Source organism: Pseudomonas sp. FP2309, from assembly GCF_030687575.1.
Lineage (GTDB): Bacteria > Pseudomonadota > Gammaproteobacteria > Pseudomonadales > Pseudomonadaceae > Aquipseudomonas.
This window is the reverse complement of the sequence record NZ_CP117439.1, coordinates 4,930,009-4,951,596: the sequence shown is the minus strand read 5'-3', so window position 1 is coordinate 4,951,596 and position 21,588 is coordinate 4,930,009. Positions and strand designations below refer to the sequence as shown.

General features: G+C 59.1%; 19 protein-coding genes. 10 read left to right on the top strand and 9 right to left on the bottom strand.

The window, feature by feature from the left end; genetic code table 11:
* The first annotated feature begins 41 nt into the window (after nucleotides 1–41).
* The 7 genes from PSH59_RS22790 (at nucleotide 42) to PSH59_RS22760 (ending at nucleotide 5,289) form a co-directional block, all read left to right on the top strand.
* Complete coding sequence (locus PSH59_RS22790; protein ID WP_305393732.1) at nucleotides 42–602, top strand: rhomboid family intramembrane serine protease; 561 nt, start codon at nucleotides 42–44, stop codon at nucleotides 600–602.
* Nucleotides 603–674: 72 nt separating this feature from the next.
* Nucleotides 675–1,709 (top strand): ion channel, encoded by a 1,035-nt coding sequence (locus tag PSH59_RS22785; RefSeq protein WP_248078634.1) that lies wholly within the window; start codon nucleotides 675–677, stop codon nucleotides 1,707–1,709.
* Nucleotides 1,696–2,370 (top strand): DUF2491 family protein, encoded by a 675-nt coding sequence (locus PSH59_RS22780; protein WP_305393731.1) that lies wholly within the window; start codon nucleotides 1,696–1,698, stop codon nucleotides 2,368–2,370. Before PSH59_RS22785 ends, PSH59_RS22780 begins: the two co-directional genes overlap by 14 nt.
* A 15-nt stretch (nucleotides 2,371–2,385) precedes the next feature.
* Entirely contained in the window at nucleotides 2,386–2,814 is a 429-nt protein-coding gene (locus PSH59_RS22775) for a DUF350 domain-containing protein (RefSeq protein WP_248078630.1), read from the top strand.
* Nucleotides 2,815–2,832: 18 nt separating this feature from the next.
* Nucleotides 2,833–3,546 carry a DUF1190 domain-containing protein gene (locus PSH59_RS22770; RefSeq protein WP_305393730.1) on the top strand — a complete coding sequence of 238 codons (714 nt, stop codon included), beginning with the start codon at nucleotides 2,833–2,835 and terminating at the stop codon, nucleotides 3,544–3,546.
* Between the two features lie 12 nt (nucleotides 3,547–3,558).
* Nucleotides 3,559–4,716: a glutathionylspermidine synthase family protein gene (locus PSH59_RS22765; RefSeq protein ID WP_305393729.1), complete on the top strand. Its 1,158-nt coding sequence runs from the start codon at nucleotides 3,559–3,561 to the stop codon at nucleotides 4,714–4,716.
* A gap of 336 nt (nucleotides 4,717–5,052) precedes the next feature.
* Nucleotides 5,053–5,289, top strand: a complete 237-nt coding sequence (locus tag PSH59_RS22760) for a hypothetical protein (protein ID WP_305393728.1) — start codon at nucleotides 5,053–5,055, stop codon at nucleotides 5,287–5,289.
* 301 nt (nucleotides 5,290–5,590) lie between these two features.
* On the opposite strand, the gene PSH59_RS22755 is transcribed toward PSH59_RS22760, so the two are convergent.
* The 9 genes from PSH59_RS22755 to PSH59_RS22715 form a co-directional block, all read right to left on the bottom strand.
* The gene (locus tag PSH59_RS22755) at nucleotides 5,591–6,367 is read right to left on the bottom strand and encodes a S24 family peptidase (protein WP_305393727.1); all 777 of its coding nucleotides are present in this window, start codon (nucleotides 6,365–6,367) and stop codon (nucleotides 5,591–5,593) included.
* A gap of 213 nt (nucleotides 6,368–6,580) precedes the next feature.
* Nucleotides 6,581–7,108 carry an inorganic diphosphatase gene (gene ppa / locus PSH59_RS22750; RefSeq protein ID WP_003176323.1) on the bottom strand — a complete coding sequence of 176 codons (528 nt, stop codon included), beginning with the start codon at nucleotides 7,106–7,108 and terminating at the stop codon, nucleotides 6,581–6,583.
* A 108-nt stretch (nucleotides 7,109–7,216) separates the two neighbouring features.
* Nucleotides 7,217–8,032 carry a zinc-dependent peptidase gene (locus tag PSH59_RS22745; protein WP_305393726.1) on the bottom strand — a complete coding sequence of 272 codons (816 nt, stop codon included), beginning with the start codon at nucleotides 8,030–8,032 and terminating at the stop codon, nucleotides 7,217–7,219.
* A 6-nt stretch (nucleotides 8,033–8,038) separates the two neighbouring features.
* Nucleotides 8,039–8,695, bottom strand: coding sequence for a DedA family protein (locus tag PSH59_RS22740; RefSeq protein WP_248078618.1), 657 nt, complete (start codon nucleotides 8,693–8,695; stop codon nucleotides 8,039–8,041).
* Between the two features lie 242 nt (nucleotides 8,696–8,937).
* On the bottom strand, nucleotides 8,938–9,396 hold the full coding sequence (locus PSH59_RS22735) for an N-acetyltransferase (protein ID WP_248078615.1): 459 nt from the start codon (nucleotides 9,394–9,396) through the stop codon (nucleotides 8,938–8,940).
* Between the two features lie 92 nt (nucleotides 9,397–9,488).
* Nucleotides 9,489–10,322 (bottom strand): ethanolamine ammonia-lyase subunit EutC, encoded by an 834-nt coding sequence (eutC, locus tag PSH59_RS22730; protein WP_305393725.1) that lies wholly within the window; start codon nucleotides 10,320–10,322, stop codon nucleotides 9,489–9,491.
* Nucleotides 10,319–11,713: an ethanolamine ammonia-lyase subunit EutB gene (locus PSH59_RS22725; protein ID WP_248078610.1), complete on the bottom strand. Its 1,395-nt coding sequence runs from the start codon at nucleotides 11,711–11,713 to the stop codon at nucleotides 10,319–10,321. The genes eutC and PSH59_RS22725 overlap by 4 nt, the downstream gene beginning before the upstream one ends.
* Nucleotides 11,714–11,766: 53 nt before the next feature.
* Complete coding sequence (gene eat, locus PSH59_RS22720; protein ID WP_248078607.1) at nucleotides 11,767–13,200, bottom strand: ethanolamine permease; 1,434 nt, start codon at nucleotides 13,198–13,200, stop codon at nucleotides 11,767–11,769.
* A gap of 142 nt (nucleotides 13,201–13,342) precedes the next feature.
* Complete coding sequence (locus PSH59_RS22715; RefSeq protein WP_248078604.1) at nucleotides 13,343–14,863, bottom strand: aldehyde dehydrogenase family protein; 1,521 nt, start codon at nucleotides 14,861–14,863, stop codon at nucleotides 13,343–13,345.
* 271 nt (nucleotides 14,864–15,134) lie between these two features.
* Between PSH59_RS22715 and PSH59_RS22710 the strand changes: the two genes are divergently transcribed.
* From PSH59_RS22710 to PSH59_RS22700, 3 genes are all read left to right on the top strand, one after another.
* The gene (locus tag PSH59_RS22710; RefSeq protein ID WP_305393724.1) at nucleotides 15,135–17,030 is read left to right on the top strand and encodes a sigma-54-dependent Fis family transcriptional regulator; all 1,896 of its coding nucleotides are present in this window, start codon (nucleotides 15,135–15,137) and stop codon (nucleotides 17,028–17,030) included.
* A 129-nt stretch (nucleotides 17,031–17,159) separates the two neighbouring features.
* Nucleotides 17,160–18,416 (top strand): hypothetical protein, encoded by a 1,257-nt coding sequence (locus tag PSH59_RS22705; protein WP_305393723.1) that lies wholly within the window; start codon nucleotides 17,160–17,162, stop codon nucleotides 18,414–18,416.
* Nucleotides 18,417–18,706: 290 nt separating this feature from the next.
* The gene (locus PSH59_RS22700; RefSeq protein ID WP_305393722.1) at nucleotides 18,707–21,562 is read left to right on the top strand and encodes a hypothetical protein; all 2,856 of its coding nucleotides are present in this window, start codon (nucleotides 18,707–18,709) and stop codon (nucleotides 21,560–21,562) included.
* Nucleotides 21,563–21,588: the final 26 nt, after the last annotated feature.

Here is a 21,588-nt window from a genome sequence, read left to right as displayed (position 1 = left end):
AAGGGCAGGGTCTGCCCTTCTTTTTTAACGTCGAGTGCGGGATGAATGCCTTGAAGGGTTTCAAGACAATCGCAGGCGTGGCGCTGGTGATGATCGCGCTGCAGCTGTTCAATGTGGCGACGGGTTACAGCCTCATGGCGTTCGGCCTGGTCCCAAGAACGCTGCCGGGACTGCTTGGCATCATCACCTCACCGTTTTTGCACGCCTCGTTTGCCCATCTCAGCGCGAACCTGATTGCCTTTTTAATACTGGGCACGCTGGTCACTATCGAAGGGGTCCATCGGTTCGTGACCGTCAGCGCGATTATTATCCTGCTGGGTGGCTCGCTGGTGTGGCTGTTCGGTTTTACCGGCATACACGTGGGCGCCAGCGGTTGGGTGTTCGGCTTATGGGCCTACCTGTTGTCACGCGCCTGGTTCCACAGGAGCTGGGGCAACCTGATAACCGCCGGTGTTGTCGCGCTGCTTTATGGTGGCCTGATCCTGGGCTTTCTGCCGCGTCAGGGTGTTTCGTTCGAGGGGCATCTTTTTGGAGCACTGGCCGGATTTATTGCGGCCAAGGTACTTCTCTCCACGCCGCGCAGCAGGTTTAATGCCGGCTGAACGCACTTGAGCATCCCGACGTCGAGGCGATGGCGTCACCAGGAATCAAGTACCCACGGAGTCAGGGACTGAATGTCGATTTTTCTTTTGCTGCGCATGTACGCCTCCTCCCTCTTTCATCGCTTCGGCTGGGCAGGTCTGGTCATTGCCTTGGGGGTGCACCTGAGCACGGCGTATCTGGGCCTGGTGTTTCTGGGCGAGCAACACCTCACCGCGCCCGCCACGTTCGTTTACTTCTATCTCACCACCACGCTGACCGTCGGCTACGGCGACCTTGCGCCACAGACCTCGGCGGGGCGCATATTCGTGGCCACCTGGGTCATGCTCGGGGGCATTGCGCTGCTGACGGCAGCCATCGGCAAAACCACCAGCAGTGTTATCGATGCATGGAGAAAAGGCATGAAGGGCAAAGGCGATTTCACCGGCAAGGTCGGTCATACCGTGCTCATTGGCTGGGAGGGCGCGTCCAGTGAGCGAGTGATTGAGTTGTTGCTTCAGGACGAGACCTCGAATGACAACCTGATCGTCATTTGCGATTGCACCCTGGAAGAAAACCCGATGCCGGGCAAAGCGGCGTTCATCCGCGGTGAAAGCCTGTCCTCCACCGCGTTATTGCAGCGCGCAGGGGTGCCCGGTGCCGAGCGCGTGCTGGTGCGCACGCCCTCTGATGATCTGACCCTGGCCACTGTGCTGGCGGTGAATCAACTGAGTCCGATCGGGCATGTTGTTGCCCACTTCAATGAAAGTGAAATTGCCGCATTGGCCAGTTCCTACGCGCCGAGCCTGGAATGCACCTCGAGCATGGCCATCGAGATGCTGGTGCGCGCCTCGCAGGATCCGGGCTCGTCGGTCGTCATCAATGAGCTGCTGTGCGTGGGTCAAGGTGCCACCCAATACCTGATGAAATTGCCCGAGGCCTTTGAAGCCACCTTCGGCGAGCTCTACACCCAGATGAAAGAACGCCACAACGCCACCCTGATCGGCTATCGCGCCAAAGGTGCCCAGCAGCCATCGATCAATCCACCCAGCGCCACGCGTGTTGAAGGGGGCGAACTCTTTTACATCGCCTCCACCCGCCTCAAGGAAATCTCCAATGGGATGGCTTAAACAGCTGATGGGGCTTGAGGCCCCGAAAACGAATACGCAATCGAAACAACCTATGGGCGAACCGCTGCCGAGCACCGGGCCGCTGGGCCTGGCGCCGGGCAAAGGCGTGATGTTCGACACGAGACTCAAATTGTTGCTCGATGGGCAGACCACCGTGGTGATCCCCGGCTCCCAGGAAATCTGGAGCAATGGCACCGTTGATCTCGGGCAGTCGACCTGGCTGTCACGCTATTACATGAACGACGAAGATTACTGGCTGCAGGTGCACACCACCGGCGACATCGCCGGGCAGGTCGAGTCAGTGATCCTGTTCAACTACCTGAGTTACGTCACCCTCAGCAGCGAAGCTGAAGTACGTCGGCTGGCCGGGCCACAGAGCCTGATCGGGCTGCCGACGTACACCCACAACGGCGTCGAATACGCACGCGTGTGGGGGAGCGAGGACGGCCAGACAGAGTTGGTGGCCATGAGCGAGCGTGTGATAAATCCCGAGAATGCTTACAGCGTCGAGCACCGCTCGATGCTATACGCCCGTGACACAGGCCTGACCGATCGCCGGGAGTTCCTGTTGTTCTCCGTCGAAGAAGACGCCGAGGGCACCGTCAGCCTGAGCACGTCGCTGGGCATTTCGCTGTACACAACCGACTTGAATGCGCTCTAAAAAAGGAAGACATCCATGCTAGAAGCTCTCTCCATCTCCCTGAACAAAGCTGCGGTGTTCGGGTTTGTCACGTACCTGCTGGGGGCGGTCGTGCTGTTTGCGCTATTCCAGTTCATTTACACCCGCGTCACCCCGCACAAGGAATTCGAGCTGATCCGTGCCGGCAACACCTCGGCCGCGGTCGCCCTGGGTGGCGCGATCATCGGTTTCGCCATCCCGGCCAGCAATGTGATCGCCTATTCGATCAGCATCCTCGACTTCGTGGTCTGGGCGGTGATCGCGGCCGTTGTGCAACTGTTGGCGTTTCTGCTGACCAGTCTGGTGCTCAAAGGTACTTCCGAGCGCATCAAGAAAGGCGAACTTGCAGCAGGCATCTATGTGGCCGCCGTGGCCATCAGCGTCGGCATGTTGAATGCCGCGTGCATGACGCCTACCCAGAACTGATTGCGCACGGAGCTCCCGATGAAACGAAGCAAGTACGTCCAGCTGTCGCTGGCTGCGTCGGTCGCCATGGCGATATCCGGCTGCGGCCCGACGGAAAAAACCTACGATTTGCAGAAGAAGTACAACTTCCAATCTGTTCAACAGTGCGCCGATGAAAAACTCCCGGTGGACGTCTGTTCGGACGCTTACATGACGGCCCTGGCCGAGCATCGCCGCATCGCCCCGGTATACGCCAGCCAGGCCGATTGCGATGCCGACTTTGTCGCCGGCTGGTGTCAGTTGGACTCCAATGGCCAGTTCATCCCCAAGCTGGGCGGTTTTGAACTGACTGCCGAAGGCCAGGTGACCCAGTCCCAGGTCGACGCTGCCAATGCTCAAGCGGGCGGCGCCCAGGCGAACAGCGGCGGCTCAGGTTTCTCCACCAGCAGCCTGCTGACCGGGTTGCTGATCGGCAACATGCTGAGCAGTAATCGCAACAGCTTCCGCTCGGAGCCGGTGTATCGCTATCGCGATGATCGCGGCAACTACGGCAACTCGACGCTTAATCAGCGCGTCTCCAATGGCGCGACTTTCGGTGGCTCCAATCAGGCCCGCTACGGCAGCAGCAATTACTCCAACACTCTGCGTTCCTCCAGCCAGTCGAGCTCCGTTGCGTCGGCCACCTCCCGTGGCGGCTTCGGCAGCAAGGCCAGCGCACGCAGCGGCTGGGGCGGCGGCGGATCGAGCAGTTAAGGACGGCGGGCCATGAAGAAGATCCACTGTGCAGAGCGTCATGACTGGAAACAGACGGCCGACAGCCTCGGTTTCCTGTTCCACACCATCGACGGCGAACCCTATTGGGACGAGCGCGCGTACTACCAGTTCACGCTCAAGCAAATCGAGCACGACCTCGAAGACCCGACCACCGAGATTCATGACATGTGCATGGACCTCGTCGCCCGCGTGGTCCAGAGCCAAGAGCTGCTTGAGCGCCTGAGCATTCCTGCGCCCTTCTTCGACATGATCCGCACCTCATGGCTCGAAGGCCATCCGCATCTGTACGGGCGCATGGACTTCTCCTACAACGGCACCGGCCCCGCCAAGTTGCTCGAACTCAACTACGACACCCCGACCAGCCTCTACGAGGCCGCGGCGTTTCAATGGGGCTGGCTGGAACAATGCATCGAGCGGGGGTTGCTGCCCAAGCATGCCGACCAGTTCAACAGCATCGACACCAAACTGCACCAGGCCTTTGCCCAATTGCAGGTCAACCAGCCGTTCTACTTCGCCTCGATGAAAGGCTCGACCGAAGACAAAGGCACCACCGACTACCTGCGCCTGGTCGCGGAAAAAGTCGGCATCGAGTCGCGCCACATCGACATCGAAGACATCGGCCTGACCGACGAAGGCCGATTCGTTGATCTGGAGGATCGCTGGATCCCGCACCTGTTCAAACTGCACGCCTGGGAATTCATCTTCCACGAACCCTTTGGCAGCGCCATTGCCGAAAGCGACACCCAGTTTTTCGAGCCGGCCTGGAAATCCGTCCTCTCCAACAAAGGCATCCTGCCGCTGCTGTGGGAATTCAATAAAGGCCATCCCAACCTGCTCGCCGCCCACCTGGACACCGAACCGGACAAAGCGGTGCCCAAGGGCTGGGTGCGCAAGCCATTCTTCTCAAGGGAAGGCGCCAACATCGAGCTGCAAACCGCCGACGGCCTGGTGGTGAAAGAGGACGGGCCCTACACGGATGCGCCGTTTATCCTTCAGGAGTTCGCACCGCTGCCGCGCTTTGGAGACAGTTACACGTTGATCGGCTCTTGGGTGATTGGCGATCAGGCGGCGGGGATTGGCGTGCGCGAGGACAATAGTTTGATTACCAAAGACTCGAGCCGGTTTTTGCCGCATTTGATATTGGATTGAGACCCCAGCTCAAAGGGCCAGCAGGGCTGATCTCTTTCATTTGCAGGACGTTTCCGAGAGAATCCCAACCGCATTGCGCCAGCGGGAATGGGTGACTAGGCTGCGGATCGTCACTGGTTATTCAGTGATCGGGTTTAGTCGCCCGGACCTCGCTAGGCGCACGCGCCATCTCAAAGACAGGTGTCTTCTCACCTGCACTTTATGGTGGCTGTGCGCAGGGCACCCTCGGGTGCGCCGGTGCCTAGCGGCCGGTCGACTAACCTGCGTACAGCCGCCACCTCTGATTGTTTAGTCGCGAAAGGACGGTGGTAATCACTTACTGCTAGGAGTTTTGCTATGGATAACGTTGTTTCGAATTCGCCCGCATCGCCTGCAACCCACCCCTTTACTGTCAATGAAGAACTGAGCTTTGAAGATGCCTGGGTGCGTGTGGCTGAGTTGCTGCAGTGTGCGGTAGCGACGTCTCAGGTGATTGGGGAGCCGCTGGCTGCGCCGCAGAGAGCGGTGATGCATTTGGTGGAGATGGCGAAGATGGTGGCGGACCGGGCTGTGGAGTGTATGCAGCCCGCGTAACGCGGCTGGGAGAAGAGCAGGGTCTCGCAGACCTGCTTTTGATTGCTCAATAGTCCAACAGGTGTTGGACTATTGAGTCACGGTATTTATCAGGCATTAAAAAGCCGGCTTGTGGCCGGCTTCTCGGGGACTGCCTCAGCTTGTTTTTGACAAACCTCACCAGCCTTCAAATCGCTCAGCCCACATTGCGTCGGGCTGAATAGTAAGGGCATCCGCGGGAACTCCTCCGCATCGCCGAGCAGGGTGGATAGCGCAAAGCCACCCCCTGCCAAATGTGCGGCGCATGATACCCACATTCACCTCAGTTGCCCACCTCCGGATCCGATTTAGAGCCTTCCCAGCCCAAAAGGTGGTCATCCAGTGGCACCGGTGGCCGACGGTTGTTGAGGGTGGACCACCAGAACACCCAGCCGACGATTGTGAAGTTTTGTTCGAAGCGTTCCTCGTGGTTCAGGTATTCATCGGGATGCTCGCCGGCGTTGTGACTGCGCATGCGCAGGCCGCCGCCAGGGCGGTTGTAGAGGTATTTGATGCGCAGCATGCCGTCGTGTTCGACGGCGTAGATTTCGCCGTCGATGATTTGGGTGCGGCCTTTGTCGATGGCGAGAGTGGCGCCTTGTTGGATGATGTCGATCATGCTGTTGTCGACCATGTACGCGCCCAGCGCGCGGTCGGGGTCGACGTTGAGGGCGTCGAGGGTGTGCAGGGAGACGCGGATGCGTTCGGTTGAGGTGAAGGTGGGGTGGAGGGGGATCTCCACGTCGAGTGGTTCCGGAGGGCAGGCGGGGCCTGTGATGTATTTTCCGATTGATTCGCGGGCGATGGGCAGTCCTTTGCGTGTGTCCGGGCCTTCCAGCAGAAAGTTGGCCGGTGGGTGTTTGGGGCCTTCGCCGGTGCGCAGCCAACGGCTGGAGACGCAGAGCAGTTCTGCGAACTCGTTGAGTCGGCCCATGGGCACGCCGCGTTTGAACCAGTTGTTCACGTGTTGAGGCGTGACACCACGGTTTTTGGCGAAGTCGGAGGCGGAAAGATGCACTTCCCGTAGTAGCGCTTTTAAACGATCACCTGATGTATTCATAAACGCAGAGTTTACTGGCCAAGAAAACCAATCAAATAAACCATGCGTTGAATTGCGCGTGTAGGCTTTTGCTTAGTTGTGGCCTGATCTTTCAGTTGTAACTCTTAGTTCAACGATGTGTATCAAGCGTTGAACTTGGTGTTTACGTTCTTCCATAAAAAAGCCCCGAATACTCGGGGCTTTTTCAAGTGCCGGGGCAATGGGGAGCAGGTATCAGCCTTTGTAGGCAGCGACCGACTTCATGATCTCGGCGCGGGCGGCGTCTGCGTTGCCCCAACCGTCGATCTTCACCCATTTGCCTTTTTCGAGGTCTTTGTAGTTCTCGAAGAAGTGTTTGATCTGTTCCAGCAGCAGTGGCGGCAGGTCGGTGTATTCCTTCACGTCCACGTACAACTGGGACAGCTTGTCGTGTGGCACCGCGATCACTTTGGCGTCGCCGCCGCCGTCGTCGGTCATGTTCAGGATGCCGACCGGGCGCGCGCGGATGACCGAGCCTGGGGTAACCGGGTAAGGGGTTACAACCAGCACGTCGAGGGGGTCACCGTCGTCAGCCAGGGTGTTAGGGATGAAGCCGTAGTTGGCCGGGTAAAACATCGGGGTGGCCATGAAACGGTCAACGAACAGGCAGTCGCTGTCTTTGTCGATTTCGTATTTGATCGGCGCGTGGTTGGCCGGAATCTCGATGGCGACGTAGATGTCGTTCGGCAGGTCTTTGCCAGCCGGAATCTTGCTGTAGCTCATTGGGCGTTGCCCCCGTAGTTGGCCATATGACATGGCCGGATTGGCCTAAAAGTGGCGGCGATTATAGGCATATTCTGACGACGATGCCATGCGCCAGACGTCGTACAGTCATTCGTCCTGTGGCTGATAGCGCAGGTCGTGCGCTTGCAGTTGGGTCAGGCGGGCCAGGGGATCCTGGCGATAAAAGCGGCTGAGCTGGGCGTACACCTGTGGATAATGCGTGATCAGCAAATCCGGGGCACTGAAAAAATATTCGCTGGTGACGGCGAAGAATTCCGCGGGGTTTTCCGCCGCGTAGGGGTCTATTTCAGTCTCGGCATCCGGGTCGGTGTCCAGTTGACGGTTGAGGTCATCGAACGCGCTTTGCATCACGCTGGCCCATTCCTGCACGCGCATGTCGTTGTGCAGCGGCGGCAGGCCGTTGGCGTCGCCGTTGAGCATGTCGAGCTTGTGCGCCAGTTCGTGGATCACCAAGTTGTAGCCGTCCCACTGGCCGCTGGCGAGCACGCCGGGCCAAGCCAGAATGATCGGGCCTTGCTGCCAGGCTTCGCCGCTGTGTTCGCCGTCCCACTCGTGCTCCACGCCGCTGGCATCGCGATGACGCTGGGGGCTGAGGAAGTCGTCGGGGTACAGCACGATTTCGTGGAAGCCCTGGTACCAGTCAAGGTCGCCCAGGTTCATCAGCGGCAGCTGTGCCTGGGTCGCGAGCAGCAAGCGTTGTTCCTGATGCAGGTCGACGCCGGGCAGGGCGGTGAGGTGTTTTTCGGCGAGGAATATCGCGCAGGCTTCGCGCAGCCACTGGTCTTGCTCGGCGCTGATGCCGTCGAGGAAGGTCAGGTGGTGGCGCACCCGTCGCCAGGTGTCATCGGCAATCGGGTGCTTGGCCAGCAGGCGCCGGCGACGCCAGGCGCTGAGGGACCACATCGTCGGTTACTGCGACTTGGCTTCGGAGGTGGAGCGGCCAAATCGGCTGCGGAATACACCAATAATCATCGGCACCAGGGACAGCAGGATGATGAACACCACCAGCAGCGACAGGTTTTTCTTGATAAACGGTACGTTGCCGAAGAAGTAGCCGAGGGTCACCAGGCCACCGACCCAGAGGATGGTGCCCAGCACGCTGAACCCGAAGAAGCGCGGGTAGGGCATCTTCGCGATGCCGGCGACGAACGGCGCAAAGGTGCGCAGGATCGGCAGGAAGCGCGCCAGGGTCACGGTTTTGCCGCCGTGCTTGTCGTAGAAATCGTGGGTTTTTTGCAGGTAGTCGCGACGGAAGATTTTCGAGTTCGGGTTGCTGAACAGGCGTTCTCCGGCGGTTCGTCCGATCACGTAGTTGGTGCTGTCGCCAAGGATGGCCGCCAACATCAACAGGCCTGCCAGCAGCACCGGGTCCATGCCACCGCCCGCCGCCACCGCGCCGGCGATAAACAGCAAGGAATCACCCGGCAGGAACGGCATGACCACAAGGCCGGTTTCGCAAAAGATGACGAGGAACAGAATGGCGTAGATCCACGGACCGTAGTTGGTTACCAGCAGGTCGAGGTAAACGTCGAGATGCAGGATAAGGTCGAGCGGGTTGAAATCCATGGATGACACCTGTGTGAACGGCCCGGCTCAGCAGGCCTGTGCGGAAGCTCGGGTAATAAGGCTACAAGTTGTACGCCGCATTTCTTACAACCCCGAAAGGTGCGCATTATACGGATTGAGAGGTGAAAAGCGTGTCGGTTTTGTAGCGAAGGATGTCGTGGCGACTTACCCAAAAATGAGTGAATGCGAGGTGGTGAGCGAGGGCGCTCGCTCACCAGTGCACGCCCGCGCGTTACGAAACGTCAGTCTTCATTGATCGGCAGCGTGTAGTTCTTGAACTCTTTGTCCTCACGAAACCCCATCGATTCATACGTCTTCTGCGCCACTTCGTTGTCACTGCTGGTGGACACGCGCAGGCGCACGGCGTTGGTTTCTTTGGCCATTTTTTTCGCGGTGCGCATCAGGTTATCCGCCACCAGTTGCCGGCGCGCGTCTTCAGCGACGTAGATGTCGTTGAGGATCCACACCCGCTTGAGCGACAGCGACGAAAAGCTGGGGTACAGCTGGCAAAAGCCAAGCAATTTCTTGTCATCATCATCGGCCAGGGCCAGGTAGATCACCGACTCCTTGCGACGCAGGCGCTTTTCCAGAAAGGCCCGCGATGAGTCGGGAAACGGCAGTGCGCCGTAGAACTCGCGGTATTTGACGAACAACGGGGTCAACAGGTCCAGGTGTTCCAGGGTCGCTTGAGTAATCCGCATGCCAGGCCTCGACTTCCAAGGGGGGGGTGACCACACGCGCGGCCGTGACTTGATGCTGCCAAAACACGCCAAAAAGCGCAATCGTGCCGGGATCAGTCCTCGGGAGGGCTGAGCAGAAAGTTGCCCTTCATCAGGTCTGGATCGTCGGACTCGATCGTCTGTACCTGCGCCTCATCCTTGAGGTTGACCCCCGACAACTGCCGGCGACACGCCTCTCGCATCAAGTACAGCAAGCGATGGGCCGCCATGCCATAACTCAAGCCTTCCAGGCGTACATTGGAGATGCAGTTGCGGTAGGCATCGGTCAGGCCGACCTTGGGGTTGTAGGTGAAATACAGCCCCAGGCTGTCCGGCGAACTGAGCCCCGGCCGCTCGCCGATGAGGATCACCACCATTTTGGCGCCGAGCAAATGCCCGATCTCGTCCGCCACGGCGACACGGCCCTGCTCCACCAGAATCACCGGTGACAGCGACCAGCCTTCGGCGTGGGTCTGTTCCTCCATGCGCGCCAGAAACGGCAACGTATGTTTATGCACTGCCAGCGCCGACAGGCCATCGGCCACCACCACCGCGAGGTCCACGCCGCCGGGGTTGGCGGCTGCGTGGTCGCGCAGGGTCTGGGCTGATTCGTCACTCAGGCGCCGCCCCAGGTCCGGGCGTTGCAGGTAGCTGTGTCGGTCGGCGGCGGCGCTGTGCAGCAACAGGCTGTCACGCCCGCGCTCGGCCAATTGGCTGGTCAGCCCGGCATGGTCAAACGGCAGGTGCACCGCATCTCGCGCTTGGGCGTGGGCGAACTGGAAGTCCAATTGCGCGCTGGTGGGGATGCTGGTGCCGGTTCGGCCCAGGGCGATCCGCGCCGGGGTCAGGCGGCGCAGTTCCAGCCACGGGTTATCAGGCAGTTCTGGTTGCACGATCGGCTCCTTCATCCCAATTGCGCCAAGGCTTGGCGAAACGCCGGTGGCAGGCTGTTGCCGAAGCGCACTTTGCCGTCGGCTTGCGTGAAGATGCCCATTTTCGCCAGCCACTGTTCGAACTCCGGCGCCGGTTTCAGGCCCAGGGTCTGGCGGGCGTACAGGGCATCGTGGAACGAAGTGGTCTGGTAGTTGAGCATGATGTCGTCGGAGCCGGGGATGCCCATGATGAAATTGATCCCGGCCACGCCCAGCAGGGTCAGCAGGGTGTCCATGTCGTCCTGGTCGGCTTCGGCGTGGTTGGTGTAGCAGATGTCGCACCCCATCGGCACGCCCAGCAGTTTGCCGCAGAAGTGGTCTTCCAGCCCTGCGCGGATGATCTGCTTGCCGTTGTACAGGTATTCGGGGCCGATAAAGCCGACCACGGTGTTCACCAGAAACGGCTTGAAGTGCCGGGCCACGGCATAGGCGCGGGTTTCGCAGGTTTGCTGGTCGACCCCAAAGTGCGCATTGGCCGACAGCGCGCTGCCCTGGCCGGTTTCGAAATACATAAGGTTCTGGCCCAGGGTGCCGCGATTGAGGCTCAAGCCCGCGTCGTAGCCTTCCTGCAGCACGCTCAAGCTGATGCCGAAACTGGCGTTGGCCGCCTCGGTGCCCGCGATCGACTGAAACACCAGGTCCAGCGGCACGCCACGGTTGATCGCCTCGATGGAAGTGGTGACGTGGGTCAGCACGCAGGCCTGGGTGGGGATGTCATAGCGCTGGATGATCGCGTCGAGCATCTCCAGCATGGCGCAGATCGAGGCAATGCTGTCGGTGGCGGGGTTGATGCCGATCATGGCGTCGCCGTTGCCGTACAGCAGGCCGTCGAGAATGCTCGCGGCGATGCCGGCCGGTTCATCGGTGGGGTGGTTGGGTTGCAGACGTGTGGACAGCCGTCCGCGCAGGCCCATGGTGCCGCGAAACTGGGTGACCACGCGGATCTTCTGCGCCACCAGCACCAAATCCTGCACGCGCATGATCTTGGAGACGGCCGCGGCCATTTCCGGCGTCAGCCCCGGCGCCAACGCGCGTAGGGCCTGTTCGTCAGCCGCATCGCTGAGCAGCCAGTCGCGCAGGCCGCCCACGGTGAGGTGGCTGACAGCCGTAAACGCCTGTTTATCGTGGGTGTCGATGATCAGTCGGGTGACTTCGTCGCTTTCATAGGGGATCAGCACTTCTTCCAGGAAGTGCTTGAGCGGGATATTCGCCAGCGCCATTTGCGCCGCCACCCGTTCGCCGTCGTTCTGTGCGGCCACGCCGGCCAGGAAGTCCCCGGAGCGCGCGGGGCTGGCTTTGGCCATCACGTCCTTGAGGCTGTCGAAACGGTAGGTGAGTGCGCCCACCGCGTGAGAAAAGCTTGCCATACAGTGTCTCCTTGACGACGCGGACGAGGTGCCCGCGTCGAGGTTTACGGCAGTCAGTGCAAGGCGGCCTCTGCGGCCTGGATCGCCGCGAATTCTTCTTCGGGCGTGCCTGCTACCAAGTGATGCCGGCTGTAGAAAGCAAAGTAAGCAATTAATACTCCATAGATGATCGCGGCGCCAATCACCACCCGTGGATCTACCAGAAACCCCGCCACTACGGCCACGCAGGCCAGTACCAGCGCAACCCCGGACGTGAAGATGCCCCCCGGGGTGCGGTAAGGACGTTCCATTTTGGGGCGACGGATGCGCAGGGTGATGTGCGCAGCCATCATCAACACATAGGAAATGGTCGCGCCGAACACCGCCACCAGGATCAGCAAATCGCCCTGGCCGGTCAGCGACAGGCCAAAACCGATGATGCCGGGGATGACCAGCGCCAGTACCGGGGCCTTGCTCTTATTGGTTTCGGACAGCTTGCGCGGCAGGTAGCCAGCGCGGGATAACGCGAAGATCTGCCGCGAATAGGCATAGATAATCGAGAAAAAGCTGGCGATCAGTCCCGCAAGGCCCACCAGGTTGACGAAGCTGCCCATCCAGGTTGAGCCGCCGTAGGACAACGCCAGCGCTTCAACCAGCGGGTTGCCGGATTTGATCAGCGCATAGGTGCCCGCGCCGCCCGGCGCAATCACCAGAATCAACAGGGCAAAGCTGGTCAGCACCACAATGGCGCCGATTAAGCCGCGAGGCAGGTCGCGCTTGGGGTTTTTGGTTTCTTCGGCGGCCAGTGGCACGCCTTCGACCGCCAGGAAGAACCAGATGGCGTAGGGAATCGCCGCCCACACGCCGACGTAGCCGAAGGGCAGGAAGGTGCTGGCGCCCTTGGCCTCGGTGACGGGAATGTCCAGCAGGTTGGCGACGTTGAAATGCGGCACCATGGCCACCAGGAACACGCCCAGCGCAATCGCGGCGATGGCGGTGATCACAAACATCAGCTTCAGGGCTTCACCGACGCCAAAGATGTGAATGCCGATAAAGATGATGTAGAACGCCAGATAAATCATCCAGCCGCCGATGCCGAACAACGACTCGCAATAGGCGCCGATAAACACCGCGATGGCGGCGGGGGCGATGGCGTATTCGATGAGGATGGCAGTGCCGGTGAGGAACCCGCCCCAAGGCCCGAAGGCGCTGCGGGCAAAACCGTAGCCGCCACCGGCGGTAGGAATCATGGAAGACAGTTCGGCCAGGGAAAAACACATGCACAGGTACATGGTGGCCATCAGCAGCGTGGCGAGGAACATGCCACCCCAGCCGCCTTGGGCCAGGCCGAAGTTCCATCCGGCGTAGTCGCCGGAGATGACGTAGGCAACACCGAGGCCGACTAACAGCACCCAGCCGGCGGCGCCTTTTTTCAGTTCGCGTTGTTGGAAGTAGTCGGTGCCGACTTTTTCGAAGTCGACAGAGGACCCATTGGGTTCGCTAGGCATAAGAAAGTACCTTTCATTGTTATTGTTTTTAACTCGGCCTCTGTGTGCCGGGTGCACGGTGCAAGTACTTATGAAGATCCAGGGGAAACAAGCCCCCCTCCCACCTTGTTAGTTAGCCTTCAATTGTGGGAGGGGGTGTCTGTTAGAAGAAGCCCAGCGGATTAATGTCGTAGCTCACCAGCAAGTTCTTGGTCTGCTGGTAGTGGTCCAACATCATTTTGTGGGTCTCACGGCCCACGCCGGACTTCTTGTAACCACCAAACGCGGCATGCGCCGGGTACAGGTGGTAGCAGTTGGTCCATACGCGGCCCGCTTTGATCGCCCGGCCCATGCGGTAGGCGCGGTTGATGTCGCGGGTCCACACGCCGGCGCCCAGGCCGAACTCGGTGTCGTTGGCAATCGCCAGGGCTTCGGCTTCGTCCTTGAACGTGGTGATGCTCACCACCGGGCCGAAGATCTCTTCCTGGAACACGCGCATTTCGTTGGTGCCCTTGAGCAGGGTTGGCTGGATGTAATAACCGCCCGCCATGTCGCCGGTGAGTTTTTCCACTTTGCCGCCGGTGAGCAGTTGCGCGCCTTCGCCCTTGGCGATTTCCAGGTAGGACAGGATCTTGTCGAACTGTTGCTCGGAGGCTTGGGCGCCGACCATGGTGTCAGTGTCCAGCGGGTCGCCGCGTTTGATCTGCTCGACCTTTTTCATCACCACTTTCATGAACTCGTCGTAGATCGACTCTTCCACCAGCGCGCGGGATGGGCAGGTGCACACCTCGCCCTGGTTGAAGAACGCCAGCACCAGGCCTTCGGCGGCTTTCTCGATGAACGACGGTTCGGCTTTCATGATGTCGGCGAAGAAGATGTTCGGCGATTTGCCGCCCAACTCAACGGTGGACGGAATAATGTTCTCGGCCGCCGCGTGCATGATGTGCGAACCCACCGGCGTGGAGCCAGTGAACGCGATCTTGGCGATACGTTTGCTGGTGGCCAGGGCTTCGCCGGCTTCGCGGCCGAAACCGTGCACCACGTTCAGCACGCCTGGCGGCAGGAGGTCGCCGATCACTTCCATCAGCACGTTGATGCCCAGCGGCGTCTGCTCGGCCGGTTTGAGCACGATGCAGTTACCGGCGGCCAGGGCCGGGGCGAGTTTCCACGCGGCCATCAGCAGCGGGAAGTTCCACGGGATGATCTGGCCAACCACGCCCAGCGGCTCGTGGAAGTGGTAGGACGCAGTGTGTTCGTTGATCTCGGCGCTGGTGCCTTCCTGGGCGCGGATGCAGCCGGCGAAGTAGCGGAAGTGGTCGGCGGCCAGCGGGATGTCGGCGTTGAGGGTTTCACGCACGGCTTTGCCGTTGTCCCAGGTTTCGGTGATGGCCAGCAGTTCGAGGTTCTGTTCGATGCGGTCGGCGATTTTCAGCAGCACCAGCGAGCGGTCCTGCGCCGAGGTCTTGCCCCAGGCGTCAGCGGCGGCGTGGGCGGCGTCCAGCGCCTTGTCGATGTCTTTGGCAGTGGAGCGCGGGAATTCAGCGATAGGCTTGCCGTTGACCGGCGAGGTGTTGGTGAAATAGTTGCCATCGACGGGCGCAACGAATTCGCCACCAATGTAGTTGCCGTACTTGGCCTTGAACGAAACGATCGCGCCTTCAGTACCGGGGTGTGCGTAACGCATGGTGGGTATCTCCTGGCTTTTATGTTTATTGGAGTGCAGCGCTCAAGCGCTTGATAAAGCGTAGAGCAAAGGTCGGGCCAGTGCTTCGGGGCCAGGTAAAACAAGGGGTTGGGGTTTGCTGCGCGGCGTTGCTGTCACCCATGCGATACACGGCGGGTGACAGTTTGTGCCATAAACGGTACAGCTTGTGACTGGCGGGTCGGCGCGGGATTGCATCTGTTGCAGGGCTGGGGGATGCTGGACGTTCTCACGCAGGGAGAATAATAAGAACATGCACAACGATCATTTCAGTCGCCATGCCCAGCAGGTATTGACTGTCGCCCGTGGGCAAGACCTGCCCCAAGGCCCCGGCAGCGACCCGTCCATCGCCCGTTCCTGGCTTCGCTGCCTTGAGGACTACCACCTCGACCCTGCACAGACCCTGGCGCCCACCGTGCTCGAGCACGGTCGCCTGCTCGAAAGCCGCGAGCGTCTGCAGCAAGTGCTGCACATCGCCGGCAGCGAAATGAACAGCTTGCACCAACAACTCTCCGGCGCCGGCCACGCGGTGCTGCTGACCGATGCGCGCGGAGTGATCCTCAACTGTGTCACCGCGCCGTCCGAGCGCAAGATTTTCGAGCGCGCCGGGCTGTGGCTCGGTGCCGATTGGAGCGAAGCCTGCGAAGGCACCAATGGCATCGGCACCTGCCTTGTGGAGCGCCAGTCCCTGACGATTCATCGCGACGAACACTTCCGTGGCCGGCACACCGGGTTGACCTGCTCGGCCAGCCCGGTGTTCGACCCCCATGGCGACCTGCTGGCGGTGCTGGATGTGTCTTCGGCGCGCGAAGCGGTGTCGCGCCAGAGCCAGTTCCACACTATGGCGCTGGTGAATCTGTCGGCGAAGATGATCGAGAGCTGTTACTTCCTGCGCCATTTTGAAAACCACTGGCTGCTGCGTTTCCATTTGCAGGCTGAGTCGGTGGGGCTGTTCAGCGAAGGGTTGCTGGCATTTGACGGTGAAGGGCGCATCTGTGCGCTCAACCAGAGTGCGCTGAATCTGCTCGGGCAGATGCGCGGCGGTCTGCTGGGCCAGCCGGTGGAGGCCTTGTTCGAGTGTTCCCTGGACCAATTGCTCGGTCGCGCCAGCGCCAATGCCACCGCCAGTTGGCCGTTGCGCACGCGCGATGGCCGGCATCTGTTCGCGGCATTGCGCGCTCAGGCGCGCAGCGTGCCGGCAGCGCTGACCAAAACGCCGGAAGCGCCTCGCCTGCCTGGAATCTGCCTGGGCGATCCCGCCTTGCAAAGTGATTTTCGCAAGGCGCTGCGGGTGTTTGAGCGTGATGTGCCGCTGTTGATCAACGGCGAAACGGGCACCGGTAAAGAGGCGTTTGCCAAGGCGGTCCACCAGGCGAGCCCGCGCGCCAACAAAGCGTTTATCGCACTCAACTGCGCCGCCATCCCCGAAAGCCTGATCGAAAGCGAACTGTTCGGCTATCGCGGCGGCAGCTTCACCGGCGCACGCAAGGAAGGCATGCAGGGCAAGTTGCAGCAGGCCGACGGTGGCACGCTGTTCCTGGACGAGATCGGTGATATGCCGTTGGCTCTGCAAACCCGGCTGTTGAGGGTCCTGGAGGATCGTCTGGTGGTGCCCATCGGCGGCGAGCCCCAGGCGGTGAATGTCAGGATTATCAGCGCGACCCATCGGAATCTGCTTGATCGGGTGCACAGCGGCAGCTTCCGAGAAGATTTGTACTATCGGCTTAATGGCCTGGAGATCGCGTTGCCGGCGCTGCGGTTGCGCAGTGACAAGTCGCAACTGCTGGATTTTCTGTTGTCCCAAGAGGCGGGCGGGCAAGCCGTCACTATGGAGCCTGCGGCGCGTGAGGCCTTACTGGGGTATGCATGGCCGGGCAATATCCGCCAATTGCGCACGGTATTGCGCACGTTGGTCGCGCTGACGGATGACCTGCTTATCCGGTTGCAGGACCTGCCGGCAATGTTATCCCCTGTCTCGGCTGAAAGAAGCGCAGAACTGCCGCTTGAAGAGGCCGAATCCAAGGCACTGCTCGCGATGCTGGAGTCACGCCACTGGCAGATGACACACACCGCACAGGCGCTGGGTATCAGCCGAAATACGCTTTATCGGAAGCTGCGCAAGTACGGAATTAATCGTCGAGCACGGTAAGTCGTAGGGGCGTTGATCAATGTAATAGGTTTGTCGTAAGGAACTGTTTTGTTTTTGCTACCACATAATGGATAGAGGCCTTATAGCTTCTTAATAACGTTTATATCTATTGTTTGTGGGTGACTAAAAATGCCAAGTTTTCCGAAAATTATTCCGAGCTTTGTTATCCGTAAAAAGCCTCCGGTTATTGTCTCAGGGGGTAATAAGCTTCCGCCGAATGCGCCGGCTGGAAGTTACATTAAAAATGGCCAAGCGTTTAATAAGCAAGGTCAACGTCTCAATGATAAGGGGCAGGCCGTCGATAAGCATGGCCATTTGATCAATGCCAAAAACCAACGCATCAACAGCCTGGGGCAGCGGGTCAATAGTAGCGGTCAAGCGATAGATGACAAAGAGCGTTTGATCAATGAAAAAGGACATTTGATCAATACCCAAGGCAAACTAATTAATGATAAAGGACACCTCGTCGATGTGCAGGGCCGTTTGGTGAATGCCTCGGGGCGCTTGGTAAATACTGAAGGTCATTTAATCGACCGAGATGGAAAGCTGGTCAATCGGGAAGGTTTTCTGGTTGATAAAGCCGGAAGGCCTCTCGATAAGGACGGTAAAATTGCACGGGATAAGGCCAGTATGGTGAAAGGTAACAATGAAGCTCATGAACAGTTACTTCCCCCTAAAATCACCCAGCAAGTAATCGATTGGAAAAACAAGGCGCCGAAGCCTGTCAGCCTCCCGAAAATGACCATCGCGGACGCGACAGCCCGCATGATGGATGCGGAAAAAATGGTCAAGGCAGGGGTTATTCCTTCTTCGCCATCCGCCGCCCGTGTTGCGCGCGATTCGGCGATCAGCGCCGGGATAACCGGGGTGGTTTCCGCACCTATCAATATCGCCGCGTATGCCGGCTCCACCGCGGCCAGTGAGCAGATCAAGGCTTCCTATCTGCCTCAACCCATGGTTCCACCCACCCCTAGCGCGAATTCCTTGGTAGGGCGGCCGGAGGCGCCCAAGGAGCCTGATGTGACACCGCTTTATCCTCGAATGGATGACGCTCAGGTCACCGCTTTCACCGTGACCAATCAAACAATGGCACTCAGATATGGTGATACCAAGGCGGGTTTCTTGCCTAGCCAGAACTGGTCGAAGGACCCGCTTGAGCGGATGACCCAACTTGAGGACCTATTGGATTTTGCCGAAGAGCACACCAAGGAATTGGCTGACCTGCATGAGGTCTTCTTCAAGCCTCATCTGGCGGACAAGGCACCTGCCACAGGGATGGACGGCCTGGCGGCGCGTCTCGGCACGATCGAGAATAGAATAAGCAAATTGAATCAGGCACAGGCGAAGGTCGTGAAGAGCCTAAGCGCGAGGATCGCTTCGGAATAATCGAGTGGGTTATTTATAGTTCGCCAGGGAATATGTGTTTTTCATGTTGGCATTCTTTTTTGTCGTTGGTTTCGTGTCTCACGTTATCTTTGATCAGGAATGTCGGGCCTGGCACCGAGTGGCGTACCGGTGGCGGGCTGTCTTTATGTCTTTACCTGTCATGTGTAATGAGCTCGGGAACTAAGAATATGATTTCAAAAAGTTCGACCTCAGCGACAGTCGCCGGTCAAATGCTACTTCCCCAGTACGGCAAACCGTCGAACACGAATGATACCGGCGATGAGCGCGTTATGGGTATCTCCAGCGTCCCCGTCCCTTCGCGTTACCGACGTCATGCCGAGGACTCTTCACTTACTTCCCGTGTTGATTATGGCGGACTGTTAACTAAAGACGCGCCACTTGGCGATGACGCCAAGGCTGTATTAAAACAAGTCATCCGCGCTTGGAAAGCGCGCCAGCAACCCCCGGCTTCCGATGGCGTCCAGGGTACGCCAAGTCTTGTTGAACTCCTGCTTCGCACCCTTCCCGATCAGCAACGTCCGAACAGGGATGATCCCGAGAAAGTCCTCAATGCAATCCTCCGCTCCTCAGCGGCTCAAGCCTTGGGCAAATTGCTCCAGGATAGTGTCGATGCGTATCCGACCGAAACCAGCATCAGGGACGTTCTGCTCAGTGCTTTAGTCCTGGATGTGGACCCTGCCGACGGCTTGAATCGCAAAGAGCTGGCTGGGTATGCATTGCGTCAGAAGGATAACTGGGGCTACTCACCCGATGAAATCGTCAAACGTTTTGAAGCCCACTTGGCGACCCGCTTCGGCGAGGCGTCTGCCAAGGTGATTGCCTTTCAACTGCTATCGGTCTCAGCCCCTGAGTTCCTGGTCAAGGGGCTGCCTTTGACGATGCTCTACGGCTCTCATCAATGGGCCTCCTTCAGTGCTGCCGTAGCTCGAATAGAGGCGAGGCAGCCCGGTGGCTGCGCTAACAAAACGTATCAGGAGATCATGGCGCTCGATGACAGCGAACCTGTCTCGGAGGATGAAAAACGAGAGCAACAACTGGCGCAGATGACGGCCGTGATCGACTGGGCCATTGCAAATGGTGTCATTGGTGAACAAAAAGAGGATGCCTACCCCCCCGAGGATATCGAGCGCGCCTTGAATGCCCTGCAGGCGCACCACAAGACCCTGGCAGACTCCGTGACCGCGCTGACCTCGCCGATGCCGACCCGACGCGAACTGGCACTCGAGGAGTTGCGACGTGTATATGGTCCCGAAAATGAAAGGTTTTTTGAGCGGCGGCTTCTGGCCGACACCTTTCCAGGCTCGCCTGGGCGTAAAGCTTACTCATTGCTGGATATCTACATGTCAGGCGACTTGGGTAAGCGTTTTTGGATATCCAGTGATCCGGACTTCAACACCGTTAAAGTTAACTTGGGGTTTTCGAAGCTTCCAAATATTAAAAAACTCTTTGATGAAAAGTTTGACGCTTATCCCCTGAGCCTGAAAGACGCGTTCAGTGCACAGTTCAAGTATCAGCTTTCGTTGTTGCCGCTCGAAGATCGCCGGTTGATCGAGTACGGCAAGGTGACGACCTTCAATCTGGTGGTGCCTGCGTCCCACCGAGGGCCGGTCAGCGGCGATCATAAAATTCAACCGTATATAAAGAACGGCGCCATCCTTTTCCGTGCCGAGTTGGAGGGCAAAACGTGCCATTACCTTTACTCGCCCGCCCAGGGACGAATCATCAGGGACGCCGAGCCGACGGGATCGGGCCTGCAGTTCCCAGGCTCACGTCTGTACTTCTCCATGTCACGGCCAGGTTCGTCGGGGGGTAAAGAGCCACCAGTGGCGATCTTGTGGCAGACACTTGGCCGTTCGTCACCCAAAAAAAATCCGGTAAATTTCCTGGCTTTTTCTATTTACCCCAACAAATCGTTGGAGGTCGAAAGGCGGGGCGAGCATCCGGACCCGCCCGCGACCCTTTCATCGCAGAAAACCGAAATGTTGGCCGGCTCTGTCGCCGCTTATTACACGCGGGGTCTGAATGAGGCAAAAGCCGCCGCCTATGGCAGTACGGCGCAAGAGCGGGAAGCGAAACTCAAAGCGTCGGTCCGCGCATTCTTTCTGGGGTTGATCCCCTTCTACAATGCGGTCGAGAGCTTTGTGAATGGCAAGCCCGCCGAAGCTTTTTTCCATCTGGTACTGGACCTGTTCGGTTTTGTCATTCCCGGATTACGAGGTGGCATTCAAGGCGCAAAACTAGGGGTCAAAGCCGGCATGGGCGCAACGCTCGGCTTCATCAAGGGGTTTGGGGCCGTCGGATTGAAGGCGATAAATCCGCTTTCGGCGGTATTTGATGCAAGCCGTGGTGTGTTTAAGCTTGGCAAGGCTGGCTTCAAGAAACTACGTGGGTTAGACGGGCGCAGTGGCCGTTTCGATATTCCCCACATGGGTAACCAAGACGGTGTCGCTGATGGCATCTACCGGCCTTTCGGGTTCAAGGGTGATGGGGTTCCTGTCAGCGCTGTACAGCGTAACGGCAAGTGGTATGCCTTTGACCGCGCGACTGGTACGCCATATGGCGCCCCGTTGCGAGGGTTTGTAAGTCAGCCTCGTTCCGCGGTTGGCGGTATCGCCATCGATATTGCGACCAATGCCGTAACCTCGCTTGTCACCAGCCTGCTACAGACAAAGATCAACGCAATATCTCAACGCCCTGATGTCCGTGTGCCAGGTATGAGCCCAGGCGATGTGCAGGTGTCTGATACCGATGCCAAGAAAGAATTTGTCGACCCGGCTGTTCAGTCCCGGCTGCAGGCCTGCGCAGATGAAGTGCCGGCTCTCTGGAAGGTGTTGCAGGAATGGTGGCCAGCGGTAAAGGGCGCCGATCTCAAGGGGGCCGGCCAGCCTCATGAAATGCTCGACCGGTTGGAGACTGAATTGACGAGGCTGGAGGACTACACCAGCGAGATCGCCCAAAGCTTGGAAATATTCTTCAAACCTTATCAGTCGCCTCAAGCGCAGGGGGAGGCCTACCCAGGTCTAGCGCAGCGAGTGGAGAGCATTGAAAAAAAGATGGCGGCCATCGGTAAAGCGCTCAGGCAAGCGCAGGCGCAACTGGAGGAAGCCACAGGGCGGCTCACCTAAAGAGTGCGATTTGCCCCTCCCTGCGC

Coding starts and splice junctions, on each gene's coding strand:
- PSH59_RS22745 (WP_305393726.1), bottom strand. CDS start 8,032: ATGTGGTCCCTCAGCGCCTGGCGTCGCCGGCGCCTGCTGGCCAAGCAC.
- PSH59_RS22710 (WP_305393724.1), top strand. CDS start 15,135: ATGCACAACGATCATTTCAGTCGCCATGCCCAGCAGGTATTGACTGTC.
- PSH59_RS22700 (WP_305393722.1), top strand. CDS start 18,707: ATGGGTATCTCCAGCGTCCCCGTCCCTTCGCGTTACCGACGTCATGCC.
- PSH59_RS22725 (WP_248078610.1), bottom strand. CDS start 11,713: ATGGCAAGCTTTTCTCACGCGGTGGGCGCACTCACCTACCGTTTCGAC.
- PSH59_RS22765 (WP_305393729.1), top strand. CDS start 3,559: ATGAAGAAGATCCACTGTGCAGAGCGTCATGACTGGAAACAGACGGCC.
- PSH59_RS22770 (WP_305393730.1), top strand. CDS start 2,833: ATGAAACGAAGCAAGTACGTCCAGCTGTCGCTGGCTGCGTCGGTCGCC.
- PSH59_RS22785 (WP_248078634.1), top strand. CDS start 675: ATGTCGATTTTTCTTTTGCTGCGCATGTACGCCTCCTCCCTCTTTCAT.
- PSH59_RS22775 (WP_248078630.1), top strand. CDS start 2,386: ATGCTAGAAGCTCTCTCCATCTCCCTGAACAAAGCTGCGGTGTTCGGG.
- PSH59_RS22780 (WP_305393731.1), top strand. CDS start 1,696: ATGGGATGGCTTAAACAGCTGATGGGGCTTGAGGCCCCGAAAACGAAT.
- ppa (WP_003176323.1), bottom strand. CDS start 7,108: ATGAGCTACAGCAAGATTCCGGCTGGCAAAGACCTGCCGAACGACATC.
- PSH59_RS22755 (WP_305393727.1), bottom strand. CDS start 6,367: ATGAATACATCAGGTGATCGTTTAAAAGCGCTACTACGGGAAGTGCAT.
- PSH59_RS22760 (WP_305393728.1), top strand. CDS start 5,053: ATGGATAACGTTGTTTCGAATTCGCCCGCATCGCCTGCAACCCACCCC.
- PSH59_RS22790 (WP_305393732.1), top strand. CDS start 42: ATGAATGCCTTGAAGGGTTTCAAGACAATCGCAGGCGTGGCGCTGGTG.
- PSH59_RS22735 (WP_248078615.1), bottom strand. CDS start 9,396: ATGCGGATTACTCAAGCGACCCTGGAACACCTGGACCTGTTGACCCCG.
- eutC (WP_305393725.1), bottom strand. CDS start 10,322: ATGAAGGAGCCGATCGTGCAACCAGAACTGCCTGATAACCCGTGGCTG.
- PSH59_RS22705 (WP_305393723.1), top strand. CDS start 17,160: ATGCCAAGTTTTCCGAAAATTATTCCGAGCTTTGTTATCCGTAAAAAG.
- PSH59_RS22740 (WP_248078618.1), bottom strand. CDS start 8,695: ATGGATTTCAACCCGCTCGACCTTATCCTGCATCTCGACGTTTACCTC.
- PSH59_RS22715 (WP_248078604.1), bottom strand. CDS start 14,863: ATGCGTTACGCACACCCCGGTACTGAAGGCGCGATCGTTTCGTTCAAG.
- eat (WP_248078607.1), bottom strand. CDS start 13,200: ATGCCTAGCGAACCCAATGGGTCCTCTGTCGACTTCGAAAAAGTCGGC.